General features: G+C 56.3%; 20 protein-coding genes. 3 read left to right on the top strand and 17 right to left on the bottom strand.

What is annotated here, in order from left to right:
- Positions 1–13 precede the first annotated feature (13 nt).
- Positions 14–562 (bottom strand): hypothetical protein, encoded by a 549-nt coding sequence (locus ACO08C_RS09050; protein WP_421785047.1) that lies wholly within the window; start codon positions 560–562, stop codon positions 14–16.
- Positions 563–995: 433 nt separating this feature from the next.
- On the opposite strand from ACO08C_RS09050, the gene ACO08C_RS09045 reads away from it, so the two are divergent.
- Positions 996–1,397, top strand: a complete 402-nt coding sequence (locus tag ACO08C_RS09045) for a MerR family transcriptional regulator (RefSeq protein WP_421785045.1) — start codon at positions 996–998, stop codon at positions 1,395–1,397.
- A gap of 36 nt (positions 1,398–1,433) precedes the next feature.
- Here the strand turns inward: ACO08C_RS09045 and ACO08C_RS09040 are convergent, their stop codons facing one another.
- The 16 genes from ACO08C_RS09040 to ACO08C_RS08965 all read right to left on the bottom strand — a co-directional run bounded on the left by ACO08C_RS09040 (position 1,434) and on the right by ACO08C_RS08965 (position 18,082).
- Positions 1,434–2,168, bottom strand: a complete 735-nt coding sequence (locus ACO08C_RS09040; protein ID WP_421785043.1) for a PepSY domain-containing protein — start codon at positions 2,166–2,168, stop codon at positions 1,434–1,436.
- A 63-nt stretch (positions 2,169–2,231) separates the two neighbouring features.
- The gene (locus ACO08C_RS09035; RefSeq protein WP_421785041.1) at positions 2,232–2,618 is read right to left on the bottom strand and encodes a hypothetical protein; all 387 of its coding nucleotides are present in this window, start codon (positions 2,616–2,618) and stop codon (positions 2,232–2,234) included.
- 108 nt (positions 2,619–2,726) lie between these two features.
- Positions 2,727–3,314 (bottom strand): RNA polymerase sigma factor, encoded by a 588-nt coding sequence (locus ACO08C_RS09030; protein ID WP_421785039.1) that lies wholly within the window; start codon positions 3,312–3,314, stop codon positions 2,727–2,729.
- Positions 3,301–3,732, bottom strand: coding sequence for a periplasmic heavy metal sensor (locus ACO08C_RS09025; protein WP_421785037.1), 432 nt, complete (start codon positions 3,730–3,732; stop codon positions 3,301–3,303). Before ACO08C_RS09025 ends, ACO08C_RS09030 begins: the two co-directional genes overlap by 14 nt.
- Positions 3,732–4,052 (bottom strand): hypothetical protein, encoded by a 321-nt coding sequence (locus ACO08C_RS09020; protein ID WP_421785035.1) that lies wholly within the window; start codon positions 4,050–4,052, stop codon positions 3,732–3,734. Before ACO08C_RS09020 ends, ACO08C_RS09025 begins: the two co-directional genes overlap by 1 nt.
- A gap of 12 nt (positions 4,053–4,064) precedes the next feature.
- Positions 4,065–4,508, bottom strand: coding sequence for a YybH family protein (locus tag ACO08C_RS09015; protein WP_421785034.1), 444 nt, complete (start codon positions 4,506–4,508; stop codon positions 4,065–4,067).
- Between the two features lies 1 nt (position 4,509).
- Positions 4,510–5,628, bottom strand: coding sequence for an acyltransferase family protein (locus ACO08C_RS09010; RefSeq protein WP_421785032.1), 1,119 nt, complete (start codon positions 5,626–5,628; stop codon positions 4,510–4,512).
- Positions 5,629–5,634: 6 nt separating this feature from the next.
- Positions 5,635–6,474 carry a DUF2231 domain-containing protein gene (locus ACO08C_RS09005; RefSeq protein ID WP_421785030.1) on the bottom strand — a complete coding sequence of 280 codons (840 nt, stop codon included), beginning with the start codon at positions 6,472–6,474 and terminating at the stop codon, positions 5,635–5,637.
- Between the two features lie 53 nt (positions 6,475–6,527).
- Entirely contained in the window at positions 6,528–7,283 is a 756-nt protein-coding gene (locus ACO08C_RS09000) for a hypothetical protein (protein ID WP_421785028.1), read from the bottom strand.
- Positions 7,276–8,604 carry an APC family permease gene (locus tag ACO08C_RS08995; RefSeq protein WP_421785026.1) on the bottom strand — a complete coding sequence of 443 codons (1,329 nt, stop codon included), beginning with the start codon at positions 8,602–8,604 and terminating at the stop codon, positions 7,276–7,278. The genes ACO08C_RS09000 and ACO08C_RS08995 overlap by 8 nt, the downstream gene beginning before the upstream one ends.
- Positions 8,605–8,615: 11 nt before the next feature.
- Complete coding sequence (locus ACO08C_RS08990) at positions 8,616–9,290, bottom strand: class I SAM-dependent methyltransferase (RefSeq protein ID WP_421785024.1); 675 nt, start codon at positions 9,288–9,290, stop codon at positions 8,616–8,618.
- On the bottom strand, positions 9,287–11,578 hold the full coding sequence (locus tag ACO08C_RS08985) for a copper-transporting P-type ATPase (RefSeq protein WP_421785022.1): 2,292 nt from the start codon (positions 11,576–11,578) through the stop codon (positions 9,287–9,289). The genes ACO08C_RS08990 and ACO08C_RS08985 overlap by 4 nt, the downstream gene beginning before the upstream one ends.
- 132 nt (positions 11,579–11,710) lie before the next feature.
- The gene (gene cueR, locus ACO08C_RS08980; RefSeq protein ID WP_421785020.1) at positions 11,711–12,109 is read right to left on the bottom strand and encodes a Cu(I)-responsive transcriptional regulator; all 399 of its coding nucleotides are present in this window, start codon (positions 12,107–12,109) and stop codon (positions 11,711–11,713) included.
- Positions 12,106–15,276 (bottom strand): efflux RND transporter permease subunit, encoded by a 3,171-nt coding sequence (locus ACO08C_RS08975; protein ID WP_421785018.1) that lies wholly within the window; start codon positions 15,274–15,276, stop codon positions 12,106–12,108. Before ACO08C_RS08975 ends, cueR begins: the two co-directional genes overlap by 4 nt.
- Positions 15,273–16,853, bottom strand: a complete 1,581-nt coding sequence (locus ACO08C_RS08970) for an efflux RND transporter periplasmic adaptor subunit (protein WP_421785016.1) — start codon at positions 16,851–16,853, stop codon at positions 15,273–15,275. The genes ACO08C_RS08975 and ACO08C_RS08970 overlap by 4 nt, the downstream gene beginning before the upstream one ends.
- Positions 16,850–18,082: a TolC family protein gene (locus ACO08C_RS08965; RefSeq protein WP_421785015.1), complete on the bottom strand. Its 1,233-nt coding sequence runs from the start codon at positions 18,080–18,082 to the stop codon at positions 16,850–16,852. Before ACO08C_RS08965 ends, ACO08C_RS08970 begins: the two co-directional genes overlap by 4 nt.
- Before the next feature lie 883 nt (positions 18,083–18,965).
- Between ACO08C_RS08965 and ACO08C_RS08960 the strand changes: the two genes are divergently transcribed.
- Together ACO08C_RS08960 and ACO08C_RS08955 are read left to right on the top strand one after the other, a co-directional pair.
- Positions 18,966–19,277 carry a helix-turn-helix domain-containing protein gene (locus ACO08C_RS08960; RefSeq protein ID WP_233347781.1) on the top strand — a complete coding sequence of 104 codons (312 nt, stop codon included), beginning with the start codon at positions 18,966–18,968 and terminating at the stop codon, positions 19,275–19,277.
- Positions 19,270–20,511: a type II toxin-antitoxin system HipA family toxin gene (locus tag ACO08C_RS08955; protein WP_109261395.1), complete on the top strand. Its 1,242-nt coding sequence runs from the start codon at positions 19,270–19,272 to the stop codon at positions 20,509–20,511. Before ACO08C_RS08960 ends, ACO08C_RS08955 begins: the two co-directional genes overlap by 8 nt.
- Positions 20,512–20,566 lie beyond the last annotated feature (55 nt).

Below are 20,566 nucleotides of genomic sequence, written 5' to 3'. Positions count from 1 at the left end.
CAAACGCTGCTGGTCACTCATTGCGGTTGCCCGACCATATGGAAGCTTCCCACCTATCAAGCTGGCCAATCGGGCCGGGGCAATGATGATCGCGTGCGGGCCGCCCGGATAACCTTCCAAGCAGGATTGGAATAGAACGCATCTCGCACCCCTGCGTCCCGAAAAGTGCGGACAGAGCGAATGAAATGCCAAGATGAGAAAAGACATAGATATTCAGGGCTAAAACTGCCCACCACAGGGGTTGCGATGTCCAGATTCCGCTTTGATTCCACCCCCAAATGGCAACCAGTCCGATTCCAGCGATTGCAACAATTCTCGGCCAGAAGCCCAATCTCACCCCGAAACCTATATTGACTGCGTAGGGCGTCAGATAAAGCGCCATCAGTGTGAAGAGCAAGGTATACGGGTGTGTGAGGGTCCACAACTCGCCTTGGCGCGTAATTTCAAAGACCCAGTATAGCGACCCAAAAGCGAGAATGGCTCGTACAAAACGGCCAATCGGACCCGGCGGCTGAATGGTGTTGCTCTCAGCAAACCCGAATGTCGGCGGTGATTGGCTCATCTATCCTCTCATCCATTCCAAAAGCGCTCGTTGTAACTGGAATTCATATAATGGAAGGAGCATTGTCATGATCAGGAAAAGGGCACCGACACTCCACCAGACCCAAAACATCCATCGGGCGCTGCCACGATGGAGGGCCAGCAAAGCAGCTACGATAAGGATAAATGTCGATATGCCGAACAGGACAGGCTGTATCCGAGTCAACCAAGCCAGCTTTGCGACAAGGCTGGTCGCCACACCCAGATGTACCAGCAGGATCGGTACAACACAGCAGGACGCTCCGATCAAAGCCAGAAAACTGCCGAAAACACCTCCTCCGTGGAGAAACGGTATGGCTTTGGCCGATGATGATGTGTCCCTTGACATAAAGGACTCTTACGCCCTGTAGTTAGTACAGGCACAAGGTATAAATTCTGGAAGCTTGATCACAAAAATGAGAGATGCCCTCAAACGCGGACAGCTGGCCCAATCGCTCGGCTGCAACATTGAAACAATTCGATACTATGAAAACATTGGATTGATCGGGCCTACTAATCGCTCCACCAGCGGGCACAGATTATACGACAAAGCAGATGCTGACCGCTTGCGATTTATTCTGCGATTGAGGCAGCTTGGGTTTTCCATCGGCGATGTTCGTAGCCTACTCGAAACAATCAACAGCGGTGATTATTCCTGCAACGAGATTGCCCACGTGGCTGAACAGCACATTTTAACTATTCAGGCGAAGATCAATGACCTCGAAAAACTTGAACGCGATTTGACAAAAATCACCCGCCAATGCCATCGCGGAAACACGCCCGATTGCGCTGTTATCGACGCTCTTTCAGCAACATAGAAATGTAGAGTCTTGGAATCGGTGATGCCCGGCATGCTAATCGCGTGAAATCGAACGCTGGGCGAGTGCCATCCTGAGCAATCTCTGTGTGCGAAGAATCAGTAGAATTAGTCCGGCGAACACCGTCACCAACGCCAACAGGGCCGCGGTAATCACGAGCGGGTTGTTGAAGTTCTCGCGCTCCTGATAGTCCATGATGTGGAGCATCCAGAAGAAATCGTAAAACCGCCATGCGTCATTGCGGCGAGCTGTGATCAACCCCGTTTCCGGCGACACGTAAACTCGCGTCCCCTCGCCATCGGCGAAGGAAATGCGCCATGAAGGCCCAGTGCGGCGGTATTCCCAAGTCGGCTCTTCGAAATACTCAACGGCTGAAATCTGGGGTTCACCCGCATAATCGGCCAGCGCCAATTCGATGGCGCGTTCCCGATTGATCGGGGTGAGTAATTCACCCGTCGCCGCGTCAACCAGCTGGCTGGTTTCATTTCTAGCAATGACATTCCAGACAGCCCGCCCATGCCAGTGTTGCAGCCGGGCTTCCAACAGGCCACTGGGCGGCGAGGCTGCATCGACCGCCTCGTCGACAGAGATGAGGTTTCCGGTATTCAGCTCGACGGGAATGACTTCAGCGATGTTGTGCTCGCCGCGAACCGTCTCAATCGGAATGATACTCATCACCACGCCGCCGGTCACCCAGAGAATGATCTGGATGCCGACGATCAGTGCGAGCCATTTGTGAATGCGGATTGTCCAGCGCAATAGAGATGTCATTGATGCGCCCCCAAGGACCAGTGGCGGCACATCACCGCCGGAAAAACCTAGCAGCTGCGACGCCTAGTCGTGGTCATGAGATGGATTGTCGTCATCGGCGCCCATCTCGTGATTGCCGTGGTGGTCGCCATGCGCACCGTCATTGTGCATATCGCTGTGGCCTGACATGTCGCCCTCGCCGTGGTGGCCATTATCCATGTTCTCCATCATCGCGTGGCAGGCCATCATGCGTTCATGATCCCCATCGGACATTTCGGGCATATTCCCATCGTTCTCATCGGTACTGTCATCATGAAGCGCCATCATATTGTCGTGCATAGCGCGACACTCTTCCTGGGTCGGGGCTGGCTCTGTCGCATGATGGTCGTGTGACCCATGGCTGTCCGCAAAAGCAATCGGCGACGCCAGGAAAGCTGATACGGCAAAGGACGTCATTAGAAGGTTTTTCATTCGAGGCTCCATTTAAATTGGTGTTTGCGCCACCGGTTCGGTTTGAACCAGGGGGAGGAAGAAACCGGCAACTCCGGCAGGCGCAAACTATGTCTGACTACGTGAGGGCTAATCGGCGCCCTCACCTTTCTCTGCAGTTGAATCACGCAATCTGGATCTTGCGCGATAAATCCGCACTTCAACGGCTTTCGGTGTCAGCCCCATGACTGTGCCGATTTCCATATGAGACAGGCCCTCAATGGCGGACAACAGTAACGGGGTTTTCAATCCTTCGGGCAGGTCCCGGATTGCATCTTCGACTTGCTCAAGCGACTGCCGGTCGGAAACTTCGATATCCGGTGCAGGTGCCTTGCTTGCATACTGCTCCATTGAATCTTCGCCGCCCAGCCAGCGCATGGCCGTTCGCTTTCTCAAGGCGTCACGCCCCTTGTTGCGCGCCATATGAAATAGCCAGGCCACGAAAGAACGGCTTGGGTCGAAACGATGCAAATTGCGATGCAAGGCAACAAAGGTCTCTTGAGCGGCATCATGGGCATCCTCCACGTTCCCGAGAACACGTGTTAGATACCGCACGACCATGGGCGAGTGGCGCCGCATGAGCAAATCGAAGGCCTGATTTCTGCCATTGCGAGCCTGCGCTACGAGGTCAGCATCAACGGCATTGCCATCGGACTGCAGCGCATCACCTTCCGGCATCAAATGCATCTGCCAGTTTGATGTCAAAGGATGCGCGTTGGTCGTCGGTGAGTACGGCCCGCATCGCCAAGATGTGCCTTAGCGTCTCAACCTGGAGCTCACCCATCGCGGTGTGGATCGCCTGAGCATGCATGGAGACCTCATCGGACAGCTCCTGATCTTCCAGCAATGCCTCACCCATGGCCTGACGCGCTTCCGCCATTTGTGCTTCCAGCGCATTGCGCCGAATGGCAAAGGCGGCTTCCAGCTCGTCAATAAGTGCGTCTTGCTCGGCCGACAGGTGTAACTCATGATGGACAATGGTATGGAGGCTGGGTGTCTCATCCTGATCGGCTGCAAACAGCGTCGTGCCCATCCAGACCCCGGCGAGCCCACCGATAACGCCGAGAACCACGGCGACCAGACCTGCGCGAAGCATCACAAGTCTTCTTTCGGCAGATCTGCCAATGCCGAGATCGCGTATGGCGCATGACTCGAGAACACGTCCAGGGCATCGACATCGCGACCCGCTGCCATCGCGGCACCTGACACGCTGCCAACAATGAGCGCCAACGCCGCCGGCGCAGCCCGCCATGCAACACCTGGGCTGACAGATTGTAAGCCTTCAACAAGCACGCGCCATGGGTTTGGACGGCTGTGTATGCGCTGCCAGACCGCGGCGGAAAACGTTTCCTCGTCGATCTCTGGCTTCGCCGCAGCCATATCGCCGAGGCGTCGATCGATCAGATTATTTGTCATCTTGCAGACCTCCTAGGATGTATGAAGATGGCGCAATCGCCAACCATTTTCAGTCCGTATCAGAATTGCGGTTCCATGCGCGTCCCGCTCACGGGCTTCGCCATGCGACACATATTCCATGCGGATGGTAAACGTTGCGACTGCCAGGTCGCCGTCAATCATGATGTCGTAGTCATTCCAGTCATACACGTCGATATCAAAGCCCTCGGCAGCAAATTCTGGTGCCAGGTGGTGATCCCGGTAATCTGCCCATCCGAAATTGGTGCCTGCGCCCTCAAAAATCGTGAAGTCCTCGCCATCAGGTAACACCCAGGCTTCCGCTCCCGCGACATCTTCCGCCGCTAGCGCTCCGGAATAAGCCTCAAGCGCCGCCTCGACATCATGCGCTTCGTGGGCAAACGCAGGAGCTGTCGCGAACAGACCAACAGCCAAGGCTTGAGCCAAGAGTTTTGACATTTCAGTCTCCTTGTGAGCGCGCGACTGATTTCGCGCGGTGATTTGCGAGCCAAGCGTCGCCCCATCGGCGTATGGCGCGTCTTGAGGGTTTCTCGAGCCATTCATAAGTCACGCTGGACGCTGCCAGCATCGCTGCGAGCATTGCCAAAACAGAAATGGTCGAAATGGTTTCGTCGATCAGACCAAAAACATCCTGGAACAGATTGAACGCGATCATGAAGAACGGAACATGAAGCATGTATATCGCATAGGATATCTCGCCCAGGTACCGTACAGGGTCCCTCTCGGGCACCGTCTGGGCACGTCGGTCCAACTCAGCCAATGTGTAGATAAGCGGTGCCCCAAGAAGCGCTATGATGCGGTCGTCCCAGGCCCAATGTGCCGCCAACAGATACACGATGAGGCTCACCGCAAAGGCTGCCAAGGCTGTATTCCGGCCGAGGGGGAAGCGACAACCCAGCCGGTAAATGGCAATCCCGATCAGAAATTCAGGGATAATCCTCAGAACGCCAAATCGCTCTGTTGCCATCGGCAGGCTTTCACCAAACAGGGCTTGGTGAATCTGATCGAAAATAAGAAAGGACGCGAATGCGATCCCGGCCAAAATGATGGGTCGTTTGGCCAAAGCAATTGCAATCATCAAATAGGCGGGAAATGCCAGATAGGCGAACCATTCGGCGCTGATTGACCAAGACGGACCATTCCAGCCGGAGTTGGGGGCAAATCCCCACGCGTGGACCATCAAAAAATTGGCGGGCAGATCCGCAATTGGAAAATCCTGCGGACTAAATGGAATGCCTATAAGCCAGGCTCCCAAAGCCACCAGCGCAAGCAGCGCTATCGTGGCGACATGTAGCGGATAGATGCGGGCGAACCGGGCAATGATAAATTTCGGGAAGTCGAACTGTCCTTTTTCACGTGCCGCAAGATAGACATGCGCCAGCACAAAACCTGACAGGATAAAGAACAGATCAACGCCGAAACGGCCCATCGCGAAAAGAGCCGTGACCGCATCGACATCCACCGCCCAGGGCTCGCGCCAATGGTAGAAAACGACCCACAGAGCCGCAAAAAAGCGGAGCCGGGTAAGCGATGGAAGATCGGCTGGATAAACAGACACAGCGTTCTAACTGCCCATCAGATGGGCCAGGCCGCCATGCGCCAGAGAGCCGCCTAGAAACCCGTTGACCGCTACGCCAATGGCCGCGCCAAAAAGCAGCACTGTCAACACTAATACTGCGACCGGCCGTCCGCTGCGATGTTTCCACTCTGCCGCGCCTGCTGTGATAAAGAGACCTATGGTTAGGGTGGTGCCAAGCCAGCGATGGTAGGACATGATGCCTACCTCGGTCGATGCGATAGGCCCGGCATGTGCCCAGCCCAATATTCCAGCGGCAAGTCCGCCGAAGGCGGCGGTCCATACCAGAAAACGAACAATGGCAGAATAAGTGGCCTGACCGGTTATCAAGCCCAGCGCCTGCGCCAGAACGGCAGCAAGAATCAGAGCGATGGGAAAATGAACTGCAACAGTATGCAGAGCGCCAGTCCTGGCTATAGCGCGGTCCAGACCGGTCTGAGGTCCATCCTCGCCCCAATGAGCGTGACCACCCGTCTCCGCACCAATGCCATGGTGGTCTGCCGTAACACCGGCATCTTCACCAGCGTGGTGACCGTCAGTCGCGCGCGCTTCCAGCTCTGAACCGTTGTGGTCCGTCACAGCTGCAGAAACATCATGTCCATGCGCCGTGCGTCCGAGGTTGTCAGGTGAGCCTGCTTCACCATGTTCGTGGGGCGGCGTTCCCGCATCGTCATGCGGCTCAACCACGCCCGACGGCACATCGCTCACGACCTCAGGAGTTCTGTCAGATTCAGCGCGCTCGCCAGGCGGTTGAGCCATCGCAATTGGATCCGTCACGCCAATCGCCAATATCAGCACAAGTGCGCTCAGAAAGCTGCGAACCGTCAATTATCTCTCCACACCACCGGAATGGAGGATTACGCAATGACGGGTTCATTCCCTCAAACTGGCTGCTGGGTCTCGACAGCGCGTCGCTTTACACGTCCCCGCCAGCACATGTCACAAACGCCATCGCCGTGCGACAACGTCTGACGACGCTCATAATGGCCGCGCAAGCCATCGTCTGCGAGAATGTCAGCGCCGGGCCAGTCATATCGACACCAGCTCTCACGGAAGGCGTTCAGTTCACCATGATCGCCTTCAGAAGTGATCAGTGCTCGAACGAAACTCTGCGGCGGACAGTGCGTGAAATGGGTGTAGGTATTGCCATTTTTCTCCCAATGTTGAACGGCGTAATCTGGCGCACCGGGTGCATTGAAAGGGAACCACAATAAGGCTTTGATCGTTCGGCTAATTCGCCTTGAAGGATCGCGCGTCGTTAATCGGAAAGGCCAAGAATACAGCCTGAGCATGCTCGAATAAATTCTCCAAACAATGTCAGCAACAAGTTGTATTGCACAGGCGCGTTCAATGCCTGCATTTCGCAATGCACGGTAGTTTGCCATTGTCTGCACGGTCATTTCGACCATGATCTTGCCACCAAGAATGCCGGGTCGCGGGGCGTCAATGTCACGCAACTCGAAGGCTTTGCGGCTGGCCGCCTGCCGATAGCGATCGATGTCCGGTTTGAGCCAGCGTCCGACCGCGCCATTTTCAAATTTCAGTTCCCGCGAGAGCAATGTTATTTGCGCCGAGCGCGCCATCAGCCTACCCAGCGTCGCATAGACCAATTGTTCGAACAGGCTGATCTTAGCCATGACGGTTGGCCTCGCTGGCACCATCGTTTTCACGGCGCCGTGACAGATAGTATTTTTCAAAGACAAAGATGGCGATGATCCCCATTGCCGAGATTAAAATGATGGCGGGATCGCTCATCGCCTTCATCATGAGGAAAGCTCCGAGCGCAATGAGATCAAAGAGAATGGCGCAGATTAATACGACAGGATTGGCGCCGACATCTGCCCGCAACCGGCGCAGAACGCCCCAGTGGATAATCACGTCCATGACGAGATAGAATATCGCCCCCATTGAAGCGATACGGCCGAGATCAAAAAATGCGGCCAAGGTGCCCGCTGCGACAACGGTGTAGACAAGTGTGTGTGATTGAATGTTACCGGGCATGCCAAAATGCCTGTGCGGGACTAGCTTCATGTCTGTCAGCATTGCGATCATGCGCGAGACCGCAAAAATGCTGGCAAGCACACCGGAAGCCGTCGCGATGATGGCAATGATGACCGTGAACCAGATGCCCGCATCGCCAAAAGCTGGACGAGCGGCTTCGGCCAGAGAATAGTCCCGCGCCTGTACAATTTCGCTGATCGAGAGAGTCGATCCCACTGCGAAGGCGACCAGCATGTAGACGACAAGGCAAATCGTCAGGGAGATCATGATCGCGCGGCCAACATTCCGGTTCGGGTTTTTCACTTCACCGCCACTGTTGGTGATCGTTGTGAAGCCCTTGAAGGCAAGGATGGCCAGCGCGACGCCGGCCAGAAATCCCGTTATGGACGTCTCTTCGGCAATGCCGGCTGCTGCAGGCTGAAAGCTAAATCCGGCGGCCCACAACACCAGAGTCGCAAACACCAGAATACCGCCGATCTTGGCGATAGCGGCGATCTTCGACAGACCACCGATGATCTGGTTCCCGGCAATATTGACCAGGAAAGCAAAGATGATCAGAGCCAGCGCCAAGACTGGTACCAGTATCTCTGTGTTTTCGAGATCGAACAGTCGCAGCGTGTAAGTGGCAAAGGTCCGCGCCACGAGGCTTTCATTGATGATCATCGAGAAAGCCATAAGCAAGGCCGCGCCGCCGGTAATGGTGGCCGATCCATAAGCTTTCTTCAGGATCATCGCGATCCCGCCGGCTGAAGGGTATTTGTTGGAAACCTTGATGTAGGTGTAGGCGCTGAAGCCGCTGATTACGGCGGCCAACAAAAAAGCGAGCGGGAATAGCGGCCCGGACAGCTCTGCAACCTGACCGGTCAATGCGAAAATCCCGGCGCCGATCATGACACCGGTTCCCATCGCGACGGCTCCGGCTAGAGTCAGGCTGTCCGCTTTGTAAGAAGTCTGCATCTTTAAGGCCTCTATGGCGCAAGTAGTCCGCGCGGCGTGGCTCGGTAGAGCGAAATAGAACCGGTTGGTGTTACCAATGTTCGTGTTTCGTCGACCGTCAGCCCGGCCTCACGCATAAGTTCGGGCAATATGCCGTCGGCATTGGGTTGGGTATCCGCGACGCCGTCGAGCATCTGAACCGTCAAGCGAAACAACGCTCGCATGACCAGGCCCTTCTGAAATCCATAATCGGCAATATGGATTTCGCCTTTCTCATCGAGCAGGTCGTGCATCGCGTGAAGAATTTGGCGTTTCGTAGTCTTTGAAGTCTGGTGAAGCACAAGGCTGGAGATGATCTTGGTCGGCTTCCAGTTCAAAGGTAGCGCAGCCTCGGATAAAAAACCCTCCAGGAAGCGCAAAGACCGGATGCCTGAGTCGACCTTGGCGTGAGCACGTTCCAGCGCGGCAGCGTCGGGATCAATCCCAATGATATCCGCTTCTGGCGCCAGTCTATTCAACGCGATGGCAAGTGTCCCGGTCCCGCAACCAACATCGAGAATCCTGTCATCTGGCAACGGGTTGATCTGTTGGATTAACGCCGTACGCCACGCGCTTTCCCGCGTCAGAACCCGAATTGCCGTATCATAGGCTGGCGTCAGCCAATTATGTCTCAATGGCGGCGTGTATGGGCTTTTGCTGTCCGTCACAGACGCGCTCCTCGCAGCCGTAGCGAGTTCACAACGACCGAGATCGAAGACGCACTCATGGCGAAGGCCGCAAACATTGGGCTGATCAGAATGCCGAAGAAGGGGAATAGCAGTCCCGCCGCGACGGGCACGCCTGCCGTATTGTAAATTAGGGCAAAGAACAAATTCTGGCGGATGTTACCCATCGTTGCGCGGGCCAGTCGTCGGGCCCGGACAATGCCATCGAGATTGCCTCCAACAAGCGTGATTGCCGCACTTTCAATGGCAACATCCGCGCCGGTTCCCATCGCAATACCGACATCGGCCTGGGCCAGTGCGGGCGCATCGTTCACGCCGTCCCCAGCCATGGCCACCTTTCGGCCATTGGTTTGAAGGTCACGAATGATCTCCGCTTTGTCGGCGGGAAGCACGTCAGCGCGGATTTCGTCTATGCCGAGCCTGGCTCCAATGGCCTTCGCGGTGCGCTCGTTGTCGCCCGTCGCCATAATGATCCGAAAACCGAGCTGATGCAGGGCGTCCAGCGCATCAAGCGTGGTCTCCTTGATCGGGTCAGCAACACTGACAAGACCAGCGATCAACCCATCCACGACGACAAACATGACCGTCTCGCCCTCGTCTCGGCGGGCATTGGCCTTCTCGGCCAAGCGTTGGCTTTCCAGCCCCATATCCGCCATCAAGCGCGCATTGCCCAGCGCGACTTCACGACCATCAACAATGCCTTTCACGCCCTTGCCGGTGATCGCGTCAAAGTCTTCAGCTTTCGATATAACAATCCCGCGCGCGTCTGCACCTCGTACAATGGCTTCAGCGAGGGGGTGTTCCGACCCACGCTCCAGGGATGCCGCCAATTGAAGGACTTCCACCTCGTCATGCCCGGCTTCGGGAAGCACCGCGACAAGTCTTGGTTTGCCTTCTGTCAACGTGCCCGTCTTGTCGACAATCAGCGTGTCGATTTTCTCGAACCGTTCGAGCGCTTCAGCGTTCTTGATCAATACGCCGGCCTGAGCACCGCGCCCCGTCGCCGTCATGATTGACATCGGCGTCGCCAACCCCAGCGCACAGGGACACGCAATGATCAAAACCGCGACGGCTGATATCAACGCATAAGAGAGCGCCGGCGCAGGACCCCATATTGCCCATGATATAAAGGAGATGATGGCGACACCGATGACCGCAGGAACAAACACACCTGCCACCCTATCGGCATATTTCTGAATGGGGGCGCGCGACCGTTGAGCGTTGGCCACCATTTCCACTATCTGGGACAACATTGTGTCGGCACCAATGCGCGTGGCCTCCACGACCAAGCTTCCGGTGCCGTTAATTGTAGCTCCGGTCACTGTGTCTCCAGTGGTTTTCTCGACTGGCAACGGCTCGCCGGATATCATGCTCTCGTCAATTGATGAGCGCCCTTCAACGACCCTGCCGTCCACGGGCACTTTGTCACCGGGGCGGACTCGCAGATGGTCGCCCAGCTGAACATCTTCAAGCGGGATTTCAGCTTCTGAACCATCCGGGCGAATGACGACTGCCGTCTTGGCGGACAGATCCATCAAAGCCCGAATGGCTTTGCCGGTGCCCTCGCGAGCCCGCAATTCCATCACCTGGCCCAGCAAAACCAGGACAACGATGACCGCGGCGGCCTCAAAATAGACGCCGACATGACCGTCCGCACTGCGGAAACCGTCCGGAAAAATGCCCGGCACCAATACAGCCACAACGCTGAATATCCATGCTGCAGAGACGCCCATCGCGATGAGCGAAAACATGTTGAGATTCAACGTACGAAATGAGTTCCAGCCGCGCTCAAGAAACGGCCAACCACACCAGAGGACGACGGGAGTGCCCAAAATCAGCTCGATCCAGAGTGTGGCGCGCTCGCCAAGAATCTCGCGAACACCAGGAAAGCCAATCAGCGGCCCCATGGTCAACACAAGAAGCGGTATGGTGAGGATCGTACCGATCCAGAAGCGCCGCGTGAAATCGACCAGTTCCGGATTGGGGCCATCTTCAACCATGGTGGCTGATTCCAGCTCCAGCCCCATACCACACAGCGGACATGAACCGGGGTGGGTCTGGCGGACCTCCGGATGCATCGGGCAAGTATAGACAACGCCTTGATGGCCGGCCGGAACGGTATCGTATTTTTCGTTCTTTGCCGCCACGGGCGACTCAATGTCTGTCGCGCACCCCGAATGATCCTCGGCCTTTGGCGTCTTGTGTCCAGCACTGTCGGGCAGGCCTTCACCGCCGCAGCATTCGTGTTTGTGTTTGTGTTCGCGTGCCATGATCTGCGCTCCTCGATTCAACGCCGAGAATCTGACGGTTTCGGCTTTGTTATCGCGACCCTGCACCTTCCAGCTGCTGGAAGGTCAAGGAGATGTTTCAAGAGCGTGCCAATTCTCAATCCAACGGGTGATTCAGGTGGCTTTCTCATGACCCGAAAGGCTGTCCATGATCGGGCAATCGGGTCGGTGATCACCATCACAGGCACTCACAAGTTTTGAGAGAACGCGGCGGATATCCTTCAATTCTCCGAGCTTACGATCAACATCCGCGATGTGCCGTACAGCGAGTTCGCGAACATCGGCGCTGCTACGTTCATCATCGTCATAGAGCGAAAGGAGTTGCCGACAGTCGTCGAGAGAAAACCCCAGCGACCGGGATCGCGCCAAGAATGTCAACTTGTGCAGATCGGAGTCAGAAAAGCTGCGGTAGCCATTCTCGCCTCTTGCAGGCGAGAGTAAGCCGATATCCTCATAGTAGCGGATTGTCTTCGCGGGCAAACCAGTACGTCCCGAGGCTTGTTTCATATTCATTCGACCGACCTTTCGGCATCCGGATCTGCTTGGTCGATCCGCTTGGTCCGTGTGAGCACAATTTTTTGCCAGATCAGAAAAGCTGCCGGAATGACAAGCAGGGTCAGGACGGTCGCACTGGTCATTCCACCCACCATCGGGGCTGCGATACGGCGCATGACTTCAGAGCCGGTGCCTGACCCCAACATGATCGGCAAAAGACCGGCGATTATAACGGCAACCGTCATCATGATCGGGCGAACCCTCATCAGAGCTCCCTCAACAACCGCCTCTCGCAAATCATCCAGGGTGACATCGCGGTCCTCGCCAATAGCGATTTCTCGCCGCTTGTTCAGGGCCTGTTCGAGATAAACGATCATGATCACGCCGATTTCGACCGCGACTCCAGCGAGCGCAATGAAGCCCACGCCAACCGCCACCGACATGTTGTAGCCAAGCAGATCGAGCAACCACAAACCACCGACCAGCGATAGCGGAAGCGTACCCAGGATCAAAATCACCGGAACGATACGTTTGAAGTTCAGAAAAAGCAGAAGAACAATAATGGCAAGCGTTACCGGTACAACCAGAGAAAGTCTGGCCTGCGCGCGTTGCATGAACTCGTACTGGCCTGACCAATTGATCGAATAGCCCGGCGGCAGGTCGATTTGCTCGATCACCGCCCGCTGGGCGTCAGCGACATAGGTTCCGATGTCCACGCCGGATATGTCGATATATATCCACCCGTTCAGGCGCGCATTCTCGCTTCTGATCACACCCGGCCCGTCGGAGATGGATATGTCTGCGACACGGCCGAGCGGAATTTCGGCGCCGGTGGGCGTGATCAGCGGTAAAGCCCGCAACTCATCCGGTGATCCGCGGTAATCGCGCGGATAGCGCAGATTGACCGGATAGCGTTCCAAGCCTTCCACGCTTTCGGTAATCGTCATTCCACCAATCGCGGTGCGGACGAAATCGTGCACATCCGCAATATTCAACCCGAAACGGGCTGCCTCTGCGCGGTTCACATCGATATTGATAAAACGACCGCCTGTCACGCGCTCGGCATAGACCGATGCCGTACCCGGAACATCGCCGATTACATCTTCGATCTGCTGGCCGATTTCGGCAATGACATCGAGATCGGGACCCGACACCTTGATGCCGACGGGCGTTTTGATCCCGGTCGCCAGCATGTCGATGCGGTTGCGGATCGGCATGATCCAGACATCGGTCAGGCTGGGCACATCAATTAGTGCGTCCAACTCTGCCCGAATGTCATCCATCGTGACACCCGGACGCCACTCCTCGCGCGGTCGAAGCTGGATGGTCGTTTCGATCATCGTCAAGGGGGCTGGGTCCGTTGCCGTCTCGGCGCGGCCGGCCTTGCCGTGGGCGGTCAGGACCTCGGGGACCGTCATGATCAGCTGGTTGGTTTGCTGCAGAATCTCTGCGGCCTCGCTCGCTGAAACACCTGGATAGGCACTCGGCATGTAAAGAAGATCACCCTCATCAAGATCCGGCATGAATTCACTACCCATCCGAGAATAGGGAATGACCGCACTGGCCAGAGCAATCGCTGCGACGGCGATCATCAGCCAAGGGTGTTTGAGTACGCCATTGATGAAAGGCCTGTATCCGGCAATCAGCCCGCGATTGATCGGGTTCTTGTGCTCTGGAGTGATCTTGCCGCGTACGAACCAACCCATGAGAACCGGTACAAGCGTGATCGATAATCCGGCCGCCGCCGCCATCGCATAGGTCTTGGTGAAGGCCAGAGGATGAAAAAGCCGCCCTTCCTGAGCTTCGAGCGCGAATATCGGCACGAAGCTGACAGTGATGATCAAAAGCGAAAAGAAAAGCGCCGGCCCCACTTCGCCTGCCGCTTCGCCGACAATTCGCCAGCGGTTCTCCGGCGTCAGTGGCTCGCGCTCAATGTGCTTGTGAAGGTTTTCAATCATCACAATGGCCGCATCTACCATCGCTCCAATGGCAATAGCGATTCCGCCCAGCGACATGATGTTCGCGTTGATGCCCTGCATGTACATGACGATGAAGGCTGTCAGGATCCCGACAGGCAAGCTGAACAGAACGACCAATGACGAGCGAAAGTGAAAAAGGAAGATCGCGCAGACAATGATGACGATTAAAAACTCTTCTGTGAGCTTCTCTTTCAGGGAATCAATAGCTCGCTCGATTAATCCCGCCCGATTGTAGGTCACGACAACTTCGACCCCGTCTGGCAGGGAGGCCTGCAACTCGTGCAGACGTTCCTCAACACGCTCGATCGTCGCCATGGCGTTCTCGCCATAGCGCATGATCACGACACCGCCGACGGCTTCACCTTCGCCATTGAGCTCGCCGACACCGCGCCTGAGTTCCGGGCCAATTTGTATTTCGGCGATATCAGACAACAAGACGGGTGTGCCATTGTCGCTAAGTCCGACGGGGATGGCGCGCAAATCGTCCTCGCCCTGAATATAGCCCGATGCCCGGACCATATATTCGGCTTCCGCCATTTCGATGACGCGGCCGCCGGTTTCCTGATTGCCGCGCTGAATTGCCATCCGTACATGCGACAGTGGGATGCCGTAGGCGCGCAAACGGTCGGGATCAGCTATGACCTGATACTGTCGGACCATGCCGCCAATTGTGGCGACCTCTGAAACGCCCTCAATGGTCTGCAATTCGTAGCGTAGAAACCAATCCTGAATGCTGCGCAATTGCGAGAGGTCATGCTGCCCGGTCCGGTCAACCAAAGCATACTGGTAAATCCAACCCACGCCCGTCGCGTCCGGCCCCAGCGCCGGTGCAGCGCCGTCAGGAAGAGTGGGCGCAACTTGACTAAGATATTCCAGAACCCGCGACCTGGCCCAATAGAGGTCGGTTCCGTCTTCAAAAATCACATAGACATAGCTGTCGTTGAAAAAGGAATAGCCACGGACTGTCACAGCCCCCGGCACGGCCAGCATAGCTGTTGTCAGCGGATAAGTGACCTGATCTTCGACAACTTGCGGCGTTTGGCCTGGATAGGTCGTCTTGATAATGACCTGAACATCCGAGAGGTCGGGGATCGCATCCAACGGTGTACGTGAGAGGGACCAAATGCCTCCCGCCGTCAGGAAGATCGCCATAAGAATAACGATGAGCGGATTGCTGATCGACCAGCGAATGATGGCGGCAATCATTGGTGATCTCCGTGACCAGCATGTGGATTAGCGTCTTCTGCCTCATCGGCCGGCATCTGGTGCCCGCTATGATCCATCGCGTCATCCTCAAGCGTCTCAATTGCGCTGATCCGCCAATTGCCGTTGTCCTGCTGCAACGTGAACATCACGCGGTCACCGATCGCTATTGCATCCAGGGACACACCCTCGAGCGCCAGGAAGGACATGCTCATGGCTGGCCAGTCGAGCGCCTCAATCGGCTCATGCGTGATGTCAATCATACCGTGGCCGGCCATCAGGGAATCGACGACACCAACGCCACCCACCTGCTCATTGCGTGCTGACGGGTCAGTCTGGTGGCCTGATCCAGCGATCTCACCCGGCGGCGACATGCGCAACATTACGCCCTGCAGGCTGGCTTCCGAGTCGATTAGGAATTGACTGGAAACGACGACTAGCTCGCCTTCGCCAATCCCGGACAGGATCTCCACCATGCCATTGGATTCGGCACCGGTGACGATCCGGGCTGGTTGAAACCGTCCTTCTCCGTCATGGATGATGACGCGTTCGGATTGTCCGGTTCGTATCACCGCTTCGCGCGGAACCATCAGGACGCCCGTCCGCGGCTCCGCTTCAATCACAGCATTCACATAAGTGTCGGGCCGCAAGCTCAAATCATCGTTTTCGAGGCGAATTCTTACCGGTACTGTTCGGCTTTGCGGGTCGACTGTTGGATAGACGTATTCGACTTCGCCAATCCACTCGCGCCCGCGCTGCGCACCGGTTGTGATCCGGACGGTTTGGCCACGTTCAATCTGGGCGATGCGGTCCTCAAACACGTCAACGATCACCCAGACCTCGCTCAGATCAGCGATGGTCATGATATGATTGCCGGGGCGCACAAACGCGCCTTCCCTGACAGCTAACTCGGTGACAATCCCCGAACGTGGCGAAAGTATGCTGGTTTGGGCCGCCGGCCTGCCTCGGCGTGCCAATGCCTGGATTTGTCCGCTTGTCATCCCGAGCGCCAACAGGCGTGATGCAGAGGCGTCAATGAGAACCTGCCGTCCCGTTCGAACAGCTTGCAGATATTCGCTTTGCGCGGTCGCGATATCTGGCGCGTAGATTGAGAAAAGTAGTTCACCGGCCTCGACCTGATCTCCGATCGCGGCGACCGGGAGATTTTCGATCCAACCCTCTGAACGGACATCGACAACTGACGTCAGATCATCAACAAGCCGGACATAACCGACCGCGTTGACGGTTTGCGAAAAGGCTTGTCGGTGGACCCGAGCCGTACGCACGCCGATATTGTTGATGACGGCAGGATTGATTTCGACAAAGCTGCCAGACGCTGCCTCGCCTTCATAGACCGGAATGAGCTCCATCCCCATGGGTGAAAGGCCTGGCTCGTCACGGCGAAAGTTCGGATCCATCGGCGCAACCCAATAAAGGATGCGCGGCTCATCACTGGCGGCAGATCCAGTCGATGAACTGGTTTCCCCGCCTTCAGTGGGTAATATCAGCGTGGCGCCGATGCCGGTCAGCAAACCCAGCAAAAACAGCGGGGCTCCAAATATCATCCAAGTCCGTTTCATTGGATATCTCCGGTGAGGTAGAGAATTCGCGACTGTGCCAACAACATGTCGACTTCAATGCGCAATAGAGCGAGTTCGGCATCGAGATGCGCGAGTTCTGACCGAACGAGTTCGGCGAAATCCGCACTTTCATTCTGATAGGCGAGGAGAACGGATTCGGCAGTTTCTCGGGCCCGGGGAAGTACTGTTTCCTCATACAAGCGCGCGCTTTCGCCCAAACGGTTTAGTTGAGCCAGCTCACGTTCTAGGCGCTGCGCCATATCGAGCAGAGTTGCGGCACGCTCCAGCTCGGCGGCGCGGCGAAGATTACGTGCAGAAGCGACCGTCTCATCCTGACGGTCGCGACTGAAGAGCGGCATTTGAACGCTGACACCGATGCTGGCGATATCCGACCGGCTCCCGCGAAGCCCGTATCCGGCTTCGACGCCCCAAGCCGGGCGATATTCTTGAAGCGCCAGATCAATGCCCAGCTCACGTGCATCTATGCGCGCATTGTGAGACTGGATCATGGGATGGCCGGCGAGACGTTCCAGCGCTGCTTCTCGCTCGGGAACCGGCGGGAGCACGGGCAGAACATCCGGTAGAGGCCGGCGCGCAGCAGGCAGAGTGACAAAGCGCGACAGATCGGCCACCGCCTGATCCCGGCTACGTTCGATATCAATCAGGCGCGCTTCGAGAATGCTCTCTTCGAGATCAACCCTTGTCACGTCATGGCTGTTATTGCGGCCCGTCGAATAGGCCGACAACGCCACTTCTGCCAAGTCTTGTACAACGGCGAGGCGTTCACGTGTCAGATCGGCGGATTGGTCCAGATAGAATATCTCAAGCCACGCCTCACGAACGGACAGCGTAATCTGCCGATCGGCCATGTTGCGGCTGGCCTGCATGGCTCTGGCCTCCGCCGTTCTCTGCTCGCGAATTAGACGCCGTGTGTCACCGCGCGGAAACATCTGGCGCACACCAATTCGCGCTTGCGTCATTGGTTCGCGGTTCGGATCAAGGTCCGTGAGCGGCACATTGGCAATGCCAGCGGAGAACACAGGGTCCGGTAGCGTGTCCGCAGCGGCCCCCTGTTGTACGAGCGCGTCGGCGCGAGCATCGAAAACAGATGATGATGGCTCGTTGGCGGCCTGAGCGATCAGCACGGCTTCGGGTAGGCTGAGCGGGCGCAGCTCGTTATCGGCGACGACCGCGAAAGAGGCTGCGAGAGCCAGAATTTGCACAAGCATAGTTTTCTCCAGGCGTTATCAGGAATGGATGCCCTTGGCGGGCGATCCATCAAACGCGTGGAGGTTTTCGCGGGGCGCTGGACTCTGCGGAAAACAGAGAACGGTTTCTGGCCAATGCGTGACCTTGGAGAGTCGGTAAGGGTAACTCCTCCGCAGCAGGCACAAGAATGGTCAAAACAGGCGTGCTCGCACCTGTGGCGCAATCAGGCATTTCGCAATCTGAACAACAGGGCGGTTGTTCTTGCTTCGACGCCTCGCTCGAATGCGACCAAGTCATTTGCACAGCCGCGTCATGATCGCATTCCATCGGCATCTCGACCGATGTTGCATCGCGCGGGTTCTGATTTGCCGATGCCTCAGTGCCGACAATTGGAAGGGCCATCAAGGCAATCACCACCCACGTAAAAAAACGCGTGGGCAAGCCAATTGCCAGATTTGAAGTCAGCCGTGCCATTTGTAGGAGTTCAGCCCTATCGCTCTCGAACCGTAAGCATGAGTACGGATTACGGGCTAGAGTATATTATCCCTCATGCCGCCAGCAAATCATAAGACCGCTGAGACCGATTTGCACCGGCCTATTGCACCGATCCCATTCCCCGAAACCATATCTTATACTCGATATTATGCGCCAACTGTCGGCAATTCTGATACCAGTGGCATTTGCGCACGCAGCTTTCTTCAAGACATCAGCGCCTTGGAGTAGCTAGACGGCTTTCTCATCACAAACTCTTCGCGGCGGAACCGGTAGCGGGCCGCTTGATATAACCAGCCTAGATCTGGCGTTCGGAGCTTTGAGCCGTCCCAGGCCACAGCGAAGCGCACTCTTTATCAACTTTCTTAAGTGTATAATACGTGATACATAAAGAAGCTTATTGAGTTATGGATGATACAAATGGTTGCCCCAACGTTGAATGTAACCCCGGCTGTCAAACGGGAGCTCCGGACACTGGGCGCCGGTTTAAAAAAAGCGCGCATCTTGCGTAAATTGTCCATGGAGCTCGTTGCCAAGCGCGCGGGATCTACTCGAAGCACACTGTACCGGATCGAAAAAGGTGATCCGAATGTTCGGATAGGTGCCTACCTGTTGGTCATGCAGGCACTGGGCATTCTCAATGGCATCGGCGAGTTCAACGATGAACTCGGAGAACGCCTTGCCACTGAACAACTTCCAAAGAGAGTCCGTCAACGTGACTGATATTGAAGTCTATCTGGACGCGTTTGGCCAACAGCGTCGCGTGGGAACATTGCGTCGTCACGCAGGAGCCCGCCGAGAGCGGGTCACCTATGAGCACGACGAACTGTGGCTCAAAGCACCGGAGGCATTTCAGTTCGACCCAACTATTCCGATGGTCGCCGGCGTAATAACTCCCCCTGCAAATAGGGAAATGTTCGGGACCCTAGGCGATAGCGCTCCTGACACGTGGGGCCGAGAGCTCATGCGGCGAGCAGAGCGGAGGTCTGCCGAACGCGAGAGGCGACCTGTTCGAACCTTGCACGAAACGGATTATTTGCTCGGCGTCTCTGATTTCACCCGGTTAGGGGCATTACGGTTCAAGCTGCAAGGGCAGGAGGAATTCCTATCTCCGCAAACACGGGGCGTCCCGACAACGGTAGCGCTTGGCGATCTGCTCCAAGCGTCACAGCGCATTCTGAACGGCGAGGAGACCGACGAGGATCTGTTACTGATTTTCGCGCCCGGCTCGTCCCTGGGCGGTGCCCGCCCGAAGGCATCTGTCTTTGATCAGCATGGACGCCTTTCAATCGCGAAATTCCCGAAGGAAACGGATCAGTATTCTATATCGCGATGGGAAGCGATTGCGCTCGACATGGCGCAAGCATGTGGCATCACGACGGTTGAGCACGAGCTGCTGCCTTCCGCCCACGGTCCAATATTCGTCACGAAACGGTTCGATCGGAACGGCGATCAACGCATTCCGTTTATCAGCGCCATGGCAATGACGGAACATGAAGATGGCGACCGCGATGGCAGCTATTTAGAGATCGTTGATATCATCACAAGCCGAGGAGCCTATCCGGAGAGGGATCGTATCGAACTTTTTCGTCGGATCGCCTTCACAATACTCATCAGCAATACCGATGACCATTTGCGCAATCACGGATTTCTCTGGACCGGTCGCCAAGGCTGGCAGCTAAGTCCTTGCTACGATCTGAACCCTGTGCCGGACGGCGCACGCATCCTGAAAACGCGTATTGATTACGATGAATCCACCGCGTCTCTTCAACTTCTTCAGCAGGTCGCCGAATTCTTTCTTCGTCTCGATGACGGCAATCAGATCATTCGAGAGTGCGCAGCCGTGGTCAGCCAGTGGCGAGAGTTCGCAAATTGCCGGCAAGCACCAGCATCTGAGATCGCTCGCATGACGACGGCTTTCGAGCACGACGACCTCGCCTACGCTCGGCAGATCTAGCGGCCGAAAAGCGCGACACGGAGTATCCTCATATTGAACATTATGCGCTTCTTTG

Source organism: Hyphobacterium sp. (genome assembly GCF_965229905.1).
In the GTDB taxonomy this organism is placed as follows: Bacteria; Pseudomonadota; Alphaproteobacteria; order Caulobacterales; family Maricaulaceae; genus Hyphobacterium.
This window is presented reverse-complemented; position numbering and strand designations above follow the sequence as displayed.

Excerpts from the sequence above, each read along its gene's own strand:
- ACO08C_RS09035 (WP_421785041.1), bottom strand. The coding sequence starts at position 2,618 with ATGAAAAACCTTCTAATGACGTCCTTTGCCGTATCAGCTTTCCTGGCG.
- ACO08C_RS08975 (WP_421785018.1), bottom strand. The coding sequence starts at position 15,276 with ATGATTGCCGCCATCATTCGCTGGTCGATCAGCAATCCGCTCATCGTT.
- ACO08C_RS08965 (WP_421785015.1), bottom strand. The coding sequence starts at position 18,082 with ATGCTTGTGCAAATTCTGGCTCTCGCAGCCTCTTTCGCGGTCGTCGCC.
- ACO08C_RS08970 (WP_421785016.1), bottom strand. The coding sequence starts at position 16,853 with ATGAAACGGACTTGGATGATATTTGGAGCCCCGCTGTTTTTGCTGGGT.
- ACO08C_RS08985 (WP_421785022.1), bottom strand. The coding sequence starts at position 11,578 with ATGGCACGCGAACACAAACACAAACACGAATGCTGCGGCGGTGAAGGC.
- ACO08C_RS09030 (WP_421785039.1), bottom strand. The coding sequence starts at position 3,314 with ATGCCGGAAGGTGATGCGCTGCAGTCCGATGGCAATGCCGTTGATGCT.
- ACO08C_RS08995 (WP_421785026.1), bottom strand. The coding sequence starts at position 8,604 with ATGCAGACTTCTTACAAAGCGGACAGCCTGACTCTAGCCGGAGCCGTC.
- ACO08C_RS09025 (WP_421785037.1), bottom strand. The coding sequence starts at position 3,732 with ATGCTTCGCGCAGGTCTGGTCGCCGTGGTTCTCGGCGTTATCGGTGGG.
- ACO08C_RS09000 (WP_421785028.1), bottom strand. The coding sequence starts at position 7,283 with ATGGCTAAGATCAGCCTGTTCGAACAATTGGTCTATGCGACGCTGGGT.
- ACO08C_RS09050 (WP_421785047.1), bottom strand. The coding sequence starts at position 562 with ATGAGCCAATCACCGCCGACATTCGGGTTTGCTGAGAGCAACACCATT.
- ACO08C_RS09045 (WP_421785045.1), top strand. The coding sequence starts at position 996 with ATGAGAGATGCCCTCAAACGCGGACAGCTGGCCCAATCGCTCGGCTGC.
- ACO08C_RS09040 (WP_421785043.1), bottom strand. The coding sequence starts at position 2,168 with ATGACATCTCTATTGCGCTGGACAATCCGCATTCACAAATGGCTCGCA.
- cueR (WP_421785020.1), bottom strand. The coding sequence starts at position 12,109 with ATGAATATGAAACAAGCCTCGGGACGTACTGGTTTGCCCGCGAAGACA.
- ACO08C_RS09015 (WP_421785034.1), bottom strand. The coding sequence starts at position 4,508 with ATGTCAAAACTCTTGGCTCAAGCCTTGGCTGTTGGTCTGTTCGCGACA.
- ACO08C_RS09020 (WP_421785035.1), bottom strand. The coding sequence starts at position 4,052 with ATGACAAATAATCTGATCGATCGACGCCTCGGCGATATGGCTGCGGCG.
- ACO08C_RS08960 (WP_233347781.1), top strand. The coding sequence starts at position 18,966 with ATGATACAAATGGTTGCCCCAACGTTGAATGTAACCCCGGCTGTCAAA.